Genomic DNA, 15,010 nt, shown 5'->3' with positions numbered 1-15,010 from the left:
CACGAACCGCTACCCGGGCGGCACTCGAGGCTGCCCGCTCTGGAGCCGTCATGCCAGGATCGAACAGGAGTACTGACCCGGCCTTCCTTCCCCTCGCCTCTGCCAACGAGATGATCAGCGGAATCGGCATGACGCCGATCGAAGCAGTCCTGGTCGTGGGCGCACTCGCGCTGGTGTTGGCCCGCTGGCTGCCGCCTCGATTCCGGCGCCGAGTCGCGACCGGCGCCGCAGCGGTGTCGTCGGCGTCGGCGGTAGTGCTCGCGGTAGTCGGCCTTCGCTGGCAGATGGTCCCGGTGCTGGTGGCGGTCGTGGTCGTGCTGCCGTTCACGGCCCGGACCATGAGGGGGAAGCCCGGCGGTCGGCGGGTCCGCTGGTGGCTGGCCGGACCGGGTTCGGCGGCCTGCGTCCTGGCGATCGTCGCCGGCGTGGGCGCGGCGATCGCCTTCCCCATCCCGGACTTCCCCACGCCGACCGGCAGGTACGCGGTCGGCACCGCCGTCGTCGAATGGACCGATCCCGATCGGCCCGAGACGTGGACGACCGATGCCGACGATGTGCGCGCGCTGCAGGCCCAGATCTGGTACCCGGCCGAGGCGAGCCCGGACGAGGTGGAGCGAGCGCCCTACCTGGGCCGCTCGGAGGCCGAGGCGAACGCCGTCGCCGAGGGCGTCGGAGCCTTTCTCGGGATCCCCCGGTTCGTCTTCGACGGCCAGGTGATGGCCCGCACCAACTCGGTGCCCGACGCGCCGGTCGCCTCCGGCAACAGACGGTTGCCGGTGGTGCTGTTCGCACCGGGCGGGGGCATGGGACGTTTCACGAACACCGCCTGGGCCGAGGAGTTGGCCAGCCACGGCTACGTGGTCGCCGCGCTCGACCACCCCTACGTCTCGGCCGCGGTCATGTTCGCCGGCGGCCGGACGGTTCGCTGGGCGGAGCAGTCTTTCAGCTCCGACGCCGAAGCCCGCCGGTTGAGCGAGGAGTTGGCGGCGGTGAAGGCCCGCGATCTCAGTTCGGCCCTCACCCACCTCGGCCGCCTCGACAGCGGCGACGTGGAGAGCATCCTCGCCGGTCGGCTGGACACCGACCGGGCCGCGGTCGTCGGCATGTCAGCCGGCGTGGGCGGCGCTTTCCAAGCTGCCCGCACCGACGAGCGCTTCTCCGCGGTGATCGCCCTCGACGGCCGTCCGTACGACGGCAATCCCGGGCCCTATGACCAACCAGTGCTGGCGCTGACCAACCAGCTCGGACTGGACGACAATCCCACCTATCTCCCCGAGCTGGGGCGGGCGCTCGAGCGCAGCACGACGACCAGCTACCTGCTCACCATCCCCGGCACCACCCACCCGACCTTCACCGACGCGCCCCTGTGGATGCCGCCGGTACCGTCGCTGGTCGGCTCCCTCGGGCGCACCGAAGGCAACCGCATCATGACCGAGGTGACGATCGGCTTCCTCGACGCCGAGCTTCGCGACCAACCGACGGACCTTCCCGGCCTCTTCTCCGAGCATGGCTTCGCCGAGCACGGCGAGCTGACCGTCTACGACGCCGATGAGTAACGGTGGCACCACGGGAGCGAGCCGGGCTCGTCGTCGCCGCATCCTCGTTGTCTCGCTCGCTGTCGTCGGGGTGCTTCTGATAGCTGGCCAGCGACTCTGCCAGCCTCCTGTCCGGGTGCGAGGCCTGATGCCTCATGTCAAGATGCCCGCGTGCGGTGAGTCGTTGGCTCATCTGAAGGTGCCCGCGTCTGGGCGGGCATCTTGGTCTTGCTGAGGTAAATGTGGTTACTGGACGGCGTGCGGACCGGCGGCCCGCCCCGCCCCATGATCAAGGGGTTCCGAGCATGGCGGTGATCGAAGACGTTCGGGCGCTGGGCGCCGGGTTGGAGCGCTCTTACCAGGTGTACGTACGCAGCAGGTTGAAGTTCCGCGTCGGGCAGATCGTCTATGTGGCGTTCTCCCTCGACGAGAGCGTGATGGGCTTCGCGTACCCCAAGGAGGAGCGGGCCGCCCTCGTCGCGAGCGAGCCGCACAAGTTCCAGATGCCATCGGCGTCGGACATGCGCTTCAACTGGGTCCACGCTGAGCTGGCGGCACTGGACCCGACCGAGGCCCGCGAGCTGGTCCTCGACGCTTGGCGCATGGTCGTCCCCCACAAGCTCTCCCGCGCCTACGACCTCACCCATCCCAACGGCCCGGGCTGAGCCCGCACTCCGTGTGGGCGGGCGCGGTTGTTCGCCACGCCGATAAGAACACCCCCGAGGACTCGCTTGAGCGGGGCGGGGGCGAGCAGTAGCCCAGCGGCGACAGACCTGGGCACCGCGCCGAGGCGATGTCGAGGTCACCGGAACGTCGGGTCAGGGCGGCGACCACCCGCGCCCACTCCTCGTGGTGGGCCTGGGTGATCGCCTCCTCGACGTCGCTCACGCTCATTCCTGGGTCCCCGCGAAATCGTGGAGCGAAGCGGAGCGATTTCGTGGGGTGTTCACAGGAACGGCCGCACCTCGATCTTCCGATCGCAGACCTTCGACGCCTCGGTGGCGAGCTCGAGCGCCACATCCAGATCGGGGGCCTCCCACACCCAGACGCCGGCGAGGTACTCCTTCGACTCCACAAAAGGCCCGTCGCTGAACACCGCCTGCTCGCCCCGGTTGTCGATGACCGTGGCCGCGTCGGTGTCGGCGAGTCCGCCTGCGAAAACCCAGTAGCCCTCGGCGATCAGTCGTTCGTTGAACGCGCTGATTGCAGGCTGCCTGTCCGTGCTGCCGGGATTGCTCTTGTCATCGATCACGGAAACCAGGTACTGCATCTGAAGATCATCTCCTGTGGTGTCAATACAGCGTGGTTCGATGGTCAGGGACTTCAGGCCGTTGCATACCGCGAGCGCCCGGCCGGTCGGTAGACCTGGATCGTCACGCCCGCCGCGAGGTCATCGCGGAGAACGGTCGTGCCCTCCCAACGCGGGGCGGTGAGCGCGGTCGAGGCAACGTACTTGGGGGGCCTCGTTCAAGGCCACGCCGATGGGATGTGCGCGCATCTGGTCCGACGCGGCGCCGTTTCCCTGCATCACTCCGTCGATGGCGACCTGAGTCATGGTCGTCAGCTTCATGATCGCCGTTCCCTTTGCCTTGGCGCGCCGCCCCTGTGGGCGGCCTCACCCTGCTACGAACACCACCGCCCCGATCCGACACCCCTATACCGGACTTCTTTGAAGAGTTTCCGGGACGCCGGTCGTCATCGATCCGACAGCACGACAGTGTCGCGGCGACAGCGCTCCACCTCCTCAAGCGCCGGGCTCGATGGTCTGGAGGAGGAAACAAGATCCTCAGAGTGGATCTCCTGGTACGACGACCAGCTCGCCGCACTGCACAACGGCACCCCTTAGGACCGGACGGCTCCGGTTGGTGACCGAAACCGACCCGGTGATGATGGCCGAGCTGGGTGGTCCACGCCCGCCAGAGGCCATCGAGCGCGCGCACACGAAGTCCCTCGCAATGGCCGCCGAGGGACGGTGCTGGCCGCTCAAAGTGATGCTGGACGGTTCGTCCTCGGCTGTCGGCTGGGTCGGGGTCTTTGAGTCCTCGCATGAGGGCGAGGAGATCGTCGAGATCGGGTGGATGGTCCTTCCCGAGTTCCAGAATCGAGGAATTGCCAGTCAGGCCGTGCGTTCCGTACTCGAGAAGGCGCGGCGAGAGCGGAAGTTCGGCCGGATCCATGCCTTCCCTGCAGTGAAGAATGCAGCGTCCACCAAGGTGTGTGAGTAGAACGGGTTCGCGAACCTCGGAGCGTGCGACCTCGATTTCGCGGGGCGCACGCTGCACTGTCACCACTGGTGGATCGATCTGTCCTGAGGCCAGGTCTCGCCTCGATAGCCAAGTCGTTCGTAGAACGGCGCCCACGTGTGCAGTCCGGCCGGCTTTCCAGGTATCTCACCCACTCCGCAGCCCACGCCCTGGCGGTGGACTCGCCATCAGTTATGCCGACGCCGCGAGGTTCTTCTTCGTCTTCGCCAGGTCCACGAGGCCGTACGCAGCGAACAGCGGCTTGAGCGGTGCCCACTCCCCGAACCGGTAATCCGCTGACCGAACCATCCGGGATGCGAGGTCCGGCCGCTGGCGCTGAAGATAGAGTCGCGCCTTCTGCGCGTGGAGCGGATGGGAAACGAACTTGATGCGGTCGACGTCGCCGATGAGGGGAATGACGTTCTCGACGTTCTGCCACGTCGTACGCGACCGTTCCTCGACGACGACATCACCGGTGAATCCGCACTGCTCGGTTGCGTAACGAGCCATCACCGCCGCCTCGTGAGGTCCGCCGCAGAACACGAGTCGAGACGATGAGGCATGAGGATCGATCGAACGCAGACCCGCACGCACCCGCCAGCGGTTCAGCGCATTCGCGTTCTCGCTACTCGGATTGCGGTACCCCAGCACGACGATCGCCTCCGCTCCAGCCCGACCGGGACCCGTCAGACTGCGAGACGCCCGCCAGTGCACCACCTCCGCCCACAAGATCGCGACACCCGCGACGCCAATGACCGAGAGCAGAACGATCACATGTCCTCCCAGAATGGCCGCCGAAGAGCGACAACCATGCCGCGAGTATCTCGAGCACCCAGCCCGGCGGCGAGCCCGGCCTCGCGGCACATCTGTTGCGCGGAAGTTGAGCCTTGGCCAGGATGGGTGGCCACGGGCCCCGCCCGAGCCATGGAGGAAGTCGAATGAGCTACATCCCCGACGGTCGTGGCGCGCTGGCGCCCGGCCTGGCGATGCCTGACGTACCGGTGGCGATCGAGTTCTACCAGGCCGCATTCGGCGCGACCGTGGCCTCGACCTACACCGACGATCGCGGCGCGGTTCTCCATGCGGAGCTCGACATCGACGGGTCGCGACTGATCCTGGGTCCAGACAGCAAGACCAGTACGGTGGCCGACGATCACCCGAACATCTGCCTGTCGCTCTACGTTCCCGATGTCGATGCCACCGTCGAGCAGGCGTTGGCGGCGGGCGCGACGCTGAAGTCGGCACCTGGCGACCGGGCCTATGGAGTACGGGAAGCAGGACTTTTCGACCCGTTCGGCGTTCTCTGGTGGGTGTCCACCCCCCTTGCGGTCGGGTGAGGATGGCTACGCGTACATACGCGAGCGATCGACGAGAAGTGGTGTTACTGGATTCCGAACGCTGGCAGATCGTACGACCGGCGTACCCCCTCACCGAGGCACATGTGGCGTTGCGCCTCCGGAGCGGCAGTCCGAACGACCAACCGACGCCGGACGTCGCCGCCGATCTCGCTCATGTCTATCGGGCTGCGCAGGCTGGTCTCCATGCTGTCCTCGGGTGCGACGGGTTCGGGTTGAGTTTCGCCTGGTCGTGGGTCCCGTACGGGAGCGGCATCGGAGAGCCGGTCCCGGAGTCGGACCAACCCACGATCCACGTCTTCGGCCGCAACCGGCTTGAGCGCGTCAAGCCTGTCCGGGTGATGGCACTGCCTTCGCACAAACGTCCTGCACCGATGTCGCCTGCAGAGCAGGAGGATCTGGACCGACGACTGAGCCCTGCGTTCGCGACGGCAGAACCGATGCCCCCGCCCGGTCCCGAGGTCGACCCCGCGACCTGCGACGGCTGCGTCCCAGCCGTCGAACGAGAGCAGGAACTCTGGCGGGCCGATGGTGTTCGTGTCCTCAGGCCTCGTGCTCCGCTGGTGGCGGCAAGTGTGCTGGTGATGCCGCTCCGCCACGTCGTGAGTCCGGCAGCACTTCATCCGCAGGAGATCATGTCGTACGCAGAAAGGCTCCGAGAGGTACGCGCCGACTTCTCCCACCGGCACGGGTCAACCGGACTGAGCTGTTTCCTCAATGATGGAACCCGTGCCGGCCAGGAAACCCCGCACGTGCACGTCCACGTCTTCGGTCGGGCTGTCGACGAACCGCAGAACCCGTTCGAGGTGCTCGCTCGCCGGATCGGCGCACGGGGGACGCTCACCGGGTGAGGGCTCGGTCGCTAGATTCGGCGCTCATGGTCATCTCGCACGGCTCGTACGAACTCGACGACAGTCCTGCGCGGATCGATGTCGAGGGTTTGTGGGCGTTCCTGTCCACCGACGCCTACTGGGGCCGGTGGCGTACCCGCGAGGACGTCGAACGCCAACTCGCTTCCGCCTGGCGGGTGGTCGGTGCCTATACGCCGACGAACGCCCGAATGGTCGGTTTCGCACGGGCGATCTCCGACGGCGTGGCGTTCGCCTACCTGGCTGACGTCTACGTCCTGCCCGAGGTACGCGGCGACGGCCTCGGCAAGGAACTCGTGCGGACCATGATCGACCGTGGCCCGGGTGCACACTTCCGATGGGCGCTGCACACCGACGACGCCCACGGCCTCTATGCCCAGTTCGGCTTCAGCCCTCCTGACCAGAGGTATCTCGAGCGCCCCGACCGCCGCGTCGCGTCCCTCCCAGACTGACCGCGTTGCCCGGTCCGCGCTCGGCAGGGTAGGGTCACTGCCGTGCGATGGAGCTATTGGTTTAGCGAGCCGGCCCTGGATGGGCGCGGCAGCGACGCCATGCGCTGATCTTCAACCATCCAGAGCCGGCAGAGGCAGCGGTCCGCGAGGGCCCTGCCTCTTTTTGTTGCCCACCAGGCGAGCCGGCCCCAACGCCCAGACGGGGACGGCCCCCAGCCGAAAGGACGCCCTTCCCGTGTCGTCGACATCCGATCCCGCCCCACGCTCCGCAGCCGATCTGACCGATCCGGCCAATCCGGCCAATCCGGCGAGCCCGGCTCCAGCCAATCCGGCCAGGCCCACTCCAGCCAGTCCGGCCAATCCCGCCGAAACCGCGGCCGGCGAGGCGGTGCGCGATCTTCGAATCAGCCAGTCCAGGCCGCTCCTCTCCCCCGCCCTGCTCCGCGACGAACTTCCACTGGACCGGGCCGGCTCGGCCGTGGTCGTCCGTGGTCGCCGGGAGGTCACCCGGATCCTGTCCGGTGACGACGACCGGCTGCTCGTCGTCGTAGGCCCCTGCTCGGTCCATGACCCCGCGGCCGCACTCGACTACGCGCGACGCCTCGCGGCCCTCACCACCGAACTCGCCGACGACCTCTGCGTCGTGATGCGGGTCTACTTCGAGAAGCCGCGGACGACCCTGGGCTGGAAGGGCCTCATCAACGACCCGGACCTCGACGGAAGCTACAACGTCAACAAGGGCTTGCGTACGGCCCGCAAGGTGCTTCTCGACGTGTTGTCGCTCGGTCTGCCGGCGGGGTGCGAGTTCCTCGACCCGATCATCCCGCAGTACATCGCCGACACGGTGAGCTGGGGCGCCATCGGTGCCAGGACGTCAGAGAGCCAGGTCCACCGCCACCTCGCGAGCGGGCTCTCCATGCCGGTGGGCTTCAAGAACTCCACCGGCGGCGACGTGCAAGGCGCGGTTGACGCGGCGGGAGCCGCGGGAGTCAGCCATGTCTTCACCGGAGTCACCGACGACGGCGTCGCGGCCATTCTCACCACACATGGGAATCCGGACTGTCACGTGATCCTGCGCGGCGGCCAGACCGGCCCCAACTACGACGCGGCGAACGTGGCCGATGCGCTGCTCCGGCTGGAGAAGGCGGGCCTTCCCGAACGCCTGGTCATCGACGCGAGCCACGGCAACAGTGGCAAGGACCACCTGCGCCAGCCGGTCGTCGCCAAGGCGGTCGCGGACCAGGTGGCCACCGGTCAGCACGGCATCGTCGGGATGATGCTGGAGAGCTTCCTCGAACCAGGCCGGCAGGACCTTCTCGAAGGCGACGCCGACCAGCTGACCTACGGCAAGAGCATCACCGATGCGTGCATGAGCTGGCAGATGACCGAGGGCGTGCTTCGTGAACTCGCATCGTCGGTACGAAAGAGGCGAGCTGAAGGAAGCTGACCTCCGCCACCACAGATACCACCCACCCCGTGGGTGTCCGCCACCTTGTCGGTGGCGCGCGGCAGACTGCGCCACGACACCGAACTCCGACGGGGAGGAGACCTCGACGTGGGAAGGAACAGCCGCGACCGTAGGGCCGCCAAGCAGCGCGCGAGGCGGCGTCGATCCGGACGGGCCAGTGGTGAGGGGACGTCGCCGTTCGGCGACCCGTTGTGCGACTGTCCCCACTGCCGCGCCGACCTGCGGCCGGACGAGTTCGGGGCTGCTGGGCTCGGATCCGTGCGTGCGATGTCTCCTGGAGCAACGCCGACGCCTGAGGAGATCGAGCGGTGGGTGCTTGCCGCTGCCTACTCCGGCCGCGACAACGCGGAGATCTCCCGCCGAGTGGCGACGGACCTCGCCGCTCCCGGCGTGGAGGCCCGCCTGGTCGACACCGTGATCGGGTCCTGTCTGCTTCGCGGCGTTCGCGGGATGTGGGAGGGCGGCTGGCAACCTCGCGACGCCGCCGAGCTTGCCAGCCGCCGGCTCGACCCCCTGCAGCGTGACTACCTCACCGACGTGATCCTCGGCGAGACCCAGCGTTATGCCGAGTCCACGATCGATCCACGCTGGCGCGCCCAGCTCGACGAGTTGGGCGGGTCGCTGTGGTGGCGATCCGACCAGCCGCATCTCGACCAGTGGCGCACCCGTCAGGGCCGCGACCGTTCCACCGCCCTGCAGACGGCGATGACCGTGCTGGGCTTCTGCCTGACGCTGCCACGCACCACGAAGATCCTTCCCCTTCCAGGGGAGGCGTCCGTACGCTCCGAACGACCATGGCGCGGCGATGTCGACGACAAGGTCCTCGCCCGCATCCGGGCACTACTGGCCAAGGCCGAGTCGACGGAGTTCCCGGACGAAGCGGAAGCCTTGTCCAGCAAGGCGCAGGAGCTGATGACGAAGTTCTCGCTCGACCGGGCACTGCTCGACGCCGACGTCGACGGCGCCGGGCGAACGCCCGGCACTGGCAGTGCGAGCGCCCGGCGGATCTGGCTGGACGCACCGTATGTCAGCGCCAAGTCGTTGCTCGTCCACGTGGTCGCCACGGCAAACCGATCGCGCACCGTGGTCGAGGACAAGACCGGCTACGTCACCGTCGTCGGCGAGGAGGTCGACCTGGAGCTGGTCGAGATCCTCACGACGTCGCTGCTGTTGCAGGCCAACCGAGCGATGCTCGCTCATGGCAGCCAGGTGAGCAGGTTCGGCCGGTCGAGCACGCGTTCGTGGCGCCAGTCGTTCCTCGTGTCCTACTCCTCGCGCATCGGCGAGCGGTTGAACGAAGCGAATGCCGCCAGCCAGGCGACAGTCGATGCCGGGTCATCCGGCCGGCTCCTGCCTGTCCTCGCCGCCCGGGAACAGGAGGTCGAGGCCTTGTTCGGCGAGCTGTTCCCCCGCACCAGGGCGCGTTCGGTGTCGGTCTCCAACGCCGCCGGGTGGGCCGCCGGCAAGGTGGCCGCCGACCTCGCCAGCCTCGACGGTCGCTCCTCCCTCACCGGGTAGCCGGCGGCGGCCGAGCCGACTCCTTCACTGCCAGAAGACGCGGTCGACGACCGCCCGGGCCCGGCGCGTGACCCGCCGGTAGTCCTCGAGGAAGCGGCCAGCTTCGAGCGGCGCGTATCCCAGGACCCGGGAGACGGCCGCGAGGTCCCGGGGGTCGCGCGGCAGGGAGTCTGACGGCTGGTCCCGGACCAGCAGCACCGCGTTGCGGGCGCGGGTGGCGAGCCGCCAGGCCGACACGAGCGCCTCGGCGTCGGAGTTGTCGATCAGCTCGGCCGACGCGGCGGCCCGCAGCGCCTGGACGGTCCGAGTCGTCCGCAGCTCCGGCAGGCGGCCGGCGTGCCGCAACTGCAGCAGCTGTGCCGTCCACTCGACATCGGCCAGACCGCCGCGTCCGAGCTTGGTGTGGGTGGTCGGGTCGGCGCCACGTGGCAGGCGTTCGGCATCGACCCGAGCCTTGATCCGGAGGATCTCACGGGCGTCGCTTTCGGGGAGTCCAGCCGCTGGCCAGCGGATCGCATCGATCAGCTCCACGAAGCGTCGGCGCAGTTCGGGGTCGCCGCAGATCGGCTCGGCACGCAGCAGTGCCTGCGCCTCCCAGACGTGGGACCAGCGGCGGTAGTACGCCGCGTACGACGGGAGCGTCCGCACCATCGGTCCCTGTCGTCCCTCTGGCCGCAGGTCGGCGTCCACGACCAGGGGCGGATCCGGTGCCGGCGACGCGAGCAGTCGGCGCAGCTCGGTGACAACGGCGGTCGCGGCTTCGGCGGCCTCCTGCTCGTCGGCGCCGGCGAGCGGCTCGTGGACGAACATCACGTCGGCGTCGCTGCCGTAGCTCATCTCGTGGCCACCGAACCGGCCCATCGCGATCACAGCGAGCCGGGTCGGCAGCGACCTTCGGCGTTCGGCCTCGACCGCGCGGACCGCGACGGTCAGCCCGCCGACCAGGGTGGCCGTCGCGATGTCGGTGAGTGCTTCGCCCACGCCGTCGACATCGATCAGCCCGAGGACGTCGGCGGCGGCGATCCGGAAGAGCTCTCGTCGACGCACGTTACGCACGGCGCCGATCCCTGCCACGGGGTCGTCGTGGCGCCCGGCCGCCGCGAGGGTCTCCGTCTCGAGCTGTTCCCGGCTTCGCGGGCGGAGGCTCTCGTCGTCGCCGAGCATGGCGACGGCCTCCGGCGCCCTGCGCAGGAGGTCGACGACGAACCTGCTCGTCGCGAGCACCCTGGCCATGCGTTCGGCCGTGATGCCCTCGTCGCGCAGCAGCCGCAGGTACCACGGGGTGGTGCCCAACGCGTCGGAGACCTGCCGGAACGCCAGCAGGCCCGCGTCGGGATCCGGTGCGTCGGCGAACCAGTGGAGCATCACCGGCAGCAGGGTGCGCTGGATCGAGGCCCGTCGGGACACCCCGGCGGTCAGGGCCTCGAGATGACGCAGCGCGGCTGCCGGATCGGAGAAGCCGAGCGCGGTGAGCCTGACGCGCGCGGCTTGCGGGGTGAGCCGGGCCTCTTCGCCGGGGATCCGTGCGACAGCGGCCAGCAGCGGCCGGTAGAAGAGCTTCTCGTGCAGGCGGTGTACCTCGCGCTTGTGCTGCTTCCAGACCCGGGTGAGCTCCGCGACCGGCTCGGCGAAGTAGCCCAACGAACGCCCGAGGGCGCGCAGCTCCCGCTCGTCCGCGGGCAGCAGGTGGGTACGCCGGAGCCGGGTCAGCTGGACGCGGTGTTCCAACGTACGCAGGAAGCGGTACGCATCGGCCAGGGCGGCACCGTCACCGCGTCCTACGTACCCGCCTTGGGTGAGAGCTTCGAGCGCGCACAGCGTGGACGGGCTGTGCAGAGTGGGATCCGCGCGGCCATGGACGAGCTGCAGCAGTTGGACGGCGAACTCCACGTCCCGCAGGCCACCCGGCCCGAGTTTGAGCTGACGGTCGAGCTCGGCCGCCGGGATGTGGTCGACGACCCGACGCCGCATCGCCTGGACGTCCTCGACGAAGCCTGGCCGGTCCGCGGCGCGCCACACCAGCGGCGTCACCGCGTCGATGTAGGACGCGCCCAGGTCCCGGTCACCCGCGACGGTCCGCGCCTTCAGCAGGGCCTGGAACTCCCAGGTCTTCGCCCACCGCTCGTAGTAGGCCAGGTGGCTCGCGACAGTGCGAACCAGCGGTCCGCTGCGGCCCTCGGGGCGAAGTGCCGCATCGACCGGCCAGAGCGTTCCTTCGGCCGTGTGGTCGGAGCAGATCTGGATGAGTTGGGACGCGAGCTGGGTGGCGGTACGCAGGGCGCCCACCTCCCCGTCCGGGCCAGGACCCGCGGGTCCCGGCGACGCCGGCTCGGCGACGAACAACACGTCGACATCGCTTGCGTAGTTGAGTTCGTGGCCGCCGCACTTGCCCATACCGATCACCGCCAACCGGCACGGCGCGGCACCCTCGGGCAGCCGGGCGCGCGCGATCGCGAGAGCCGCCTCCAGCGCGGCAGCGGCAAGGTCGGCAAGCTCGGCGGCCACATCGTCGACCGAGACCGTCATGGCCAGATCCCTGGCCGCGAGGCGCAGCAGCAGCCGGCGATACCCCACCCGCAGGGCGTCGGGGGCGGCCGGTCCGGCTTCGGCGGCGACCGGTTCGGCCGCGAACGGGTCGGCTCCGACGGCCTCCAGAAGTGCCACGCGCAACGCCGTCGCGGTCGGTCGGACCAGGTTCAGTTCGGGATCGGCGAGCTCACGCCAGTGCGCGGGATGTCGCAGGAGATGCTCTCCCAGCCCGCTGCTTGCGCCGAGAACCTCGGCGAGTCGGCCCCGGAGCACGTGGTTGGACAGAAGTGCGCGGTCGGTCAGGAGGTGGCCTTCGAGCTCCGCCCGGTCCGGCGCGGCGTCGAGGAGTGCCGCGAGAAAGAAGAACGCCTGGTCGGGGTCGGCCGCTCTGGCGGCGGCCTCGAGAAGCGGGTCGAACCTGGGACCCAGCTCCCCCAGCGTCTCCCGGATGCGGTCAGGCTCCCCGAATCCCAGCCGGACGAGCTGTCCCGTGGTCCACACGTGCGCCTGTGGCGTCACCCCGCAACCTCCCTCTGCCGCCGCTGCGGCCCGGCCCCGCGTCCGCCCCTACCCGGCACGCACCCCAACCTAGATGACCATCTCGTGTCCTGACCGCCGACACCGGCGCCCGCGGGAGTCTCGGCATGCCGGGTCGGCGGCCGGCGACAGCCTGGGACGTGGCCCGAGGCGGCAACAGCTTCCACCGGTGGACCCGCCGGTGTAACTTCCCTTCGTACTGCGAGCATGCGTCGGCAGGACACATGCGAAGCGTCAGGATCCCGGGAGGAGCAGCCCATGGGTCGGATCATCCGTGCGATCTCCGCGCTGGGAGCGGTCGGGGCGATGGGCGCCCTCCTCGCCAGTTCGGTCGGGCCGACCCCGACCGCCACGGCGGAGCCGAATCCGATCGCGCAGTGGCGCAGCTATTGGGTCGACTCGTTCCGGCCGAGCATCTACACGCCGGAGAACGTCGACAAACTGGTCGCCGACGCCGAGGCTCTCGGAGCCAACGCCCTGATCGTTCAGGTCGGCCGGTGGATGGACTGCTTCTGCAACCGGTCCGCCTTCCCGCGTACCCACGTGGCGATCGACCCGGCCTTCGACCCGTTGGACGACGTGATCGAGAAGGCACACGCCGCTGGCATCGAGGTCCACGCCTGGGTCAACGCCACCCCGATGTGGAACGCAGCGACTCCGCCACCGTCGCCCGACCACGTGTTCCACACCCACGGTGAGACCGCAACCGGTGCCGACCGCTGGCTCAACAAGCGGGTCGACGGAGCCGAGCGGGTCAACACGATGAACGTCATGGACCCCGCCAACCCCGCCGCCGCCGATTACGTGGTGGACGGGATCGCCAGCATCGTCGACGAGTACGACATCGACGGGATCAACCTCGACTACATCCGCTACCCCGACTACAACTCCACGACCGAGACGAGCGACTGGGGCTACTCCGACGTCTCGCTGCAGCGGTTCCGCGACGCCACCGGACGCACGGACACGCCGGCCCCGGCCGACCTCCAGTGGAGCGAGTGGCGCCGCGCGCAGGTCACGGCTCTGGTCCGCAAGATCTACCTGTCGATGTACGAACGAAAGCCCCTCGCCCGGCTCTCCGTCAACGGCATCACCTACGGCTTCGGCCCACAGTCGGTCGGCGGCTGGGAACGCACCCGCACCTACGCGGAGGTCATGCAGGACTGGAAGGGCTGGCTCGACGAGGGGATCATCGACACCACCGTCGCCATGAACTACAAGCGCGAACACCTGCCCGACCAGCAGCAGATGTTCCGCGAGTGGAACGAGGTCCTCGCCGACTGGCAGGCGGGCCGGCACAACGTCGTCGGGCCAGCCGTCTACCTCAACAGCGTGCCCGACAGCGTGCGCCAGGCGCGGGCGGCCCTCATGCCCACCGCCACCGGCAACAGGGTCGTGGGGTGGAGCGGCTACTCCTACGCGGTCCCCAGTGCGGCCGCCAACACTGATCCGTCCCTCGCCGACGCCGAGCGCGCCGCACTCGCCTCGGCGTTCACGCAGCAGGACCCGACCGGTGCGGACGAGCCAGTCTTCGCCCGCCCGGCCAAGGTCCCCTCGATGCCGTGGAAGACCCGGCCCGAGACGGGTCACGTCACCGGAGAACTCGTCGGCCAGGACGGCATGCCGCTGGACCAGCGAACCGTCAGCGTGCACGACCTGCGTACCGGCAAGAAGGTGGCGTCGGGGCTCACCGACGGCAGCGGGTGGTTCGGCATCGTCGACGTGCCACCCGGTAGCTGGCAGGTCAGGGCTGACGTGCCCGGATCCCACGACGTACGAACCGTCGTCCACGTCCGGAAGGGCCGCGTGACGACCGCGGCGTTCGCGCCGAGCTAGCTGGACTTCCGGCCGCCGCGGAGCGCATGAGTCCCGCTGGATGTACCGCGGCGTGGCACGCAAGCCCTGACGTCCACCGGATCAGGCGGGGAACGGCCGGGCGGCTCTCCCAGCGCGCAGCGCCAGCGCCCACCAGACGATCTGGTCGAGCATGGCCTTGGCCGCCGCGTTGCACCCGGCGAGGTCGCGCAGTTCGCCGGAGGGGTCCAACAGTTCCTCGACGTTGTGGAAGCTCACGGAGTCCCGCACGGTGGCGGCGTTGACCTCCGCGAAGACCTGACGCAACTGTTCGACGGCGCGGAGCCCTCCGCTCATGCCGCCGTAGGACACGAACGCCACGGGCTTGCCGCTCCACTCGAGGTAGGGGAAGTCGATCGCCTGCTTCAACGAGGCCGGATACCCGTGGTTGTACTCCGGAGTCACCACCACATAGGCGTCGGCGGCCGCGATCCGCGCGATGAACGCCTTCTCCACCTCGCCGAGCGACTGAGGATAGACCGAGGGGAACTCGACGTCGGCCAGATCGATCAGGTCGGTGACCATGTCGTCGCGCGGCTCGACCTGCGACACGAACCACCGGGCGAGGTGGTGGCCGATCCGTCCCTCCCGAGTACTCCCCACCATGACAACGAGGTTGAACGAGGGCTCCGGCACGGGACGACCTTCCT

Annotated in this window: 14 protein-coding genes; 9 read left to right on the top strand and 5 right to left on the bottom strand. The window is 69.1% G+C overall.

All coding sequences use genetic code 11. The features are described from left to right. Positions 1 to 50 precede the first annotated feature (50 nt). On the top strand, positions 51 to 1,556 hold the full coding sequence (locus ABN028_RS04230; RefSeq protein ID WP_349695684.1) for an alpha/beta hydrolase family protein: 1,506 nt from the start codon (positions 51 to 53) through the stop codon (positions 1,554 to 1,556). A gap of 284 nt (positions 1,557 to 1,840) precedes the next feature. After that, positions 1,841 to 2,200: an MmcQ/YjbR family DNA-binding protein gene (locus ABN028_RS04225; RefSeq protein WP_349327809.1), complete on the top strand. Its 360-nt coding sequence runs from the start codon at positions 1,841 to 1,843 to the stop codon at positions 2,198 to 2,200. Here the strand turns inward: ABN028_RS04225 and ABN028_RS04220 are convergent. Next, positions 2,175 to 2,423, bottom strand: a complete 249-nt coding sequence (locus ABN028_RS04220) for a hypothetical protein (protein ID WP_349695683.1) — start codon at positions 2,421 to 2,423, stop codon at positions 2,175 to 2,177. The genes ABN028_RS04225 and ABN028_RS04220 overlap by 26 nt on opposite strands. A 58-nt stretch (positions 2,424 to 2,481) precedes the next feature. Continuing rightward, positions 2,482 to 2,805 (bottom strand): YciI family protein, encoded by a 324-nt coding sequence (locus tag ABN028_RS04215; RefSeq protein WP_179788383.1) that lies wholly within the window; start codon positions 2,803 to 2,805, stop codon positions 2,482 to 2,484. Between the two features lie 595 nt (positions 2,806 to 3,400). Between ABN028_RS04215 and ABN028_RS04210 the strand changes: the two genes are divergently transcribed. Next, positions 3,401 to 3,760 carry a GNAT family N-acetyltransferase gene (locus ABN028_RS04210; RefSeq protein WP_349695682.1) on the top strand — a complete coding sequence of 120 codons (360 nt, stop codon included), beginning with the start codon at positions 3,401 to 3,403 and terminating at the stop codon, positions 3,758 to 3,760. Positions 3,761 to 3,970: 210 nt separating this feature from the next. Here ABN028_RS04210 and ABN028_RS04205 read toward each other — a convergent pair whose 3' ends face one another. After that, positions 3,971 to 4,552, bottom strand: a complete 582-nt coding sequence (locus ABN028_RS04205; protein WP_349327806.1) for a YdcF family protein — start codon at positions 4,550 to 4,552, stop codon at positions 3,971 to 3,973. 164 nt (positions 4,553 to 4,716) lie between these two features. On the opposite strand from ABN028_RS04205, the gene ABN028_RS04200 reads away from it, so the two are divergent. The 5 genes from ABN028_RS04200 (at position 4,717) to ABN028_RS04180 (ending at position 9,440) form a co-directional block, all read left to right on the top strand. Continuing rightward, entirely contained in the window at positions 4,717 to 5,115 is a 399-nt protein-coding gene (locus ABN028_RS04200) for a VOC family protein (protein ID WP_349327805.1), read from the top strand. Positions 5,116 to 5,153: 38 nt separating this feature from the next. Continuing rightward, the gene (locus ABN028_RS04195) at positions 5,154 to 5,984 is read left to right on the top strand and encodes an HIT family protein (RefSeq protein WP_349695681.1); all 831 of its coding nucleotides are present in this window, start codon (positions 5,154 to 5,156) and stop codon (positions 5,982 to 5,984) included. Between the two features lie 26 nt (positions 5,985 to 6,010). After that, positions 6,011 to 6,454 carry a GNAT family N-acetyltransferase gene (locus ABN028_RS04190; protein WP_349695680.1) on the top strand — a complete coding sequence of 148 codons (444 nt, stop codon included), beginning with the start codon at positions 6,011 to 6,013 and terminating at the stop codon, positions 6,452 to 6,454. A 235-nt stretch (positions 6,455 to 6,689) separates the two neighbouring features. Next, on the top strand, positions 6,690 to 7,901 hold the full coding sequence (locus ABN028_RS04185; RefSeq protein ID WP_349695679.1) for a 3-deoxy-7-phosphoheptulonate synthase: 1,212 nt from the start codon (positions 6,690 to 6,692) through the stop codon (positions 7,899 to 7,901). A 108-nt stretch (positions 7,902 to 8,009) separates the two neighbouring features. Next, positions 8,010 to 9,440: a DUF2786 domain-containing protein gene (locus ABN028_RS04180; protein WP_349695678.1), complete on the top strand. Its 1,431-nt coding sequence runs from the start codon at positions 8,010 to 8,012 to the stop codon at positions 9,438 to 9,440. 24 nt (positions 9,441 to 9,464) lie between these two features. On the opposite strand, the gene ABN028_RS04175 is transcribed toward ABN028_RS04180, so the two are convergent. Beyond that, positions 9,465 to 12,488 carry a bifunctional [glutamine synthetase] adenylyltransferase/[glutamine synthetase]-adenylyl-L-tyrosine phosphorylase gene (locus tag ABN028_RS04175; RefSeq protein ID WP_349695677.1) on the bottom strand — a complete coding sequence of 1,008 codons (3,024 nt, stop codon included), beginning with the start codon at positions 12,486 to 12,488 and terminating at the stop codon, positions 9,465 to 9,467. A gap of 276 nt (positions 12,489 to 12,764) precedes the next feature. Between ABN028_RS04175 and ABN028_RS04170 the strand changes: the two genes are divergently transcribed. Beyond that, positions 12,765 to 14,342: a family 10 glycosylhydrolase gene (locus tag ABN028_RS04170; protein ID WP_349695676.1), complete on the top strand. Its 1,578-nt coding sequence runs from the start codon at positions 12,765 to 12,767 to the stop codon at positions 14,340 to 14,342. Between the two features lie 81 nt (positions 14,343 to 14,423). On the opposite strand, the gene ABN028_RS04165 is transcribed toward ABN028_RS04170, so the two are convergent. Then, the gene (locus ABN028_RS04165) at positions 14,424 to 14,996 is read right to left on the bottom strand and encodes an NADPH-dependent FMN reductase (protein ID WP_349327798.1); all 573 of its coding nucleotides are present in this window, start codon (positions 14,994 to 14,996) and stop codon (positions 14,424 to 14,426) included. Between the last annotated feature and the right edge of the window lie 14 nt (positions 14,997 to 15,010).

Origin of the sequence: Actinopolymorpha sp. B17G11 (genome assembly GCF_040196095.1) — a bacterium.
Taxonomy (GTDB): domain Bacteria; phylum Actinomycetota; class Actinomycetes; order Propionibacteriales; family Actinopolymorphaceae; genus Thermasporomyces.
This window is presented reverse-complemented; position numbering and strand designations above follow the sequence as displayed.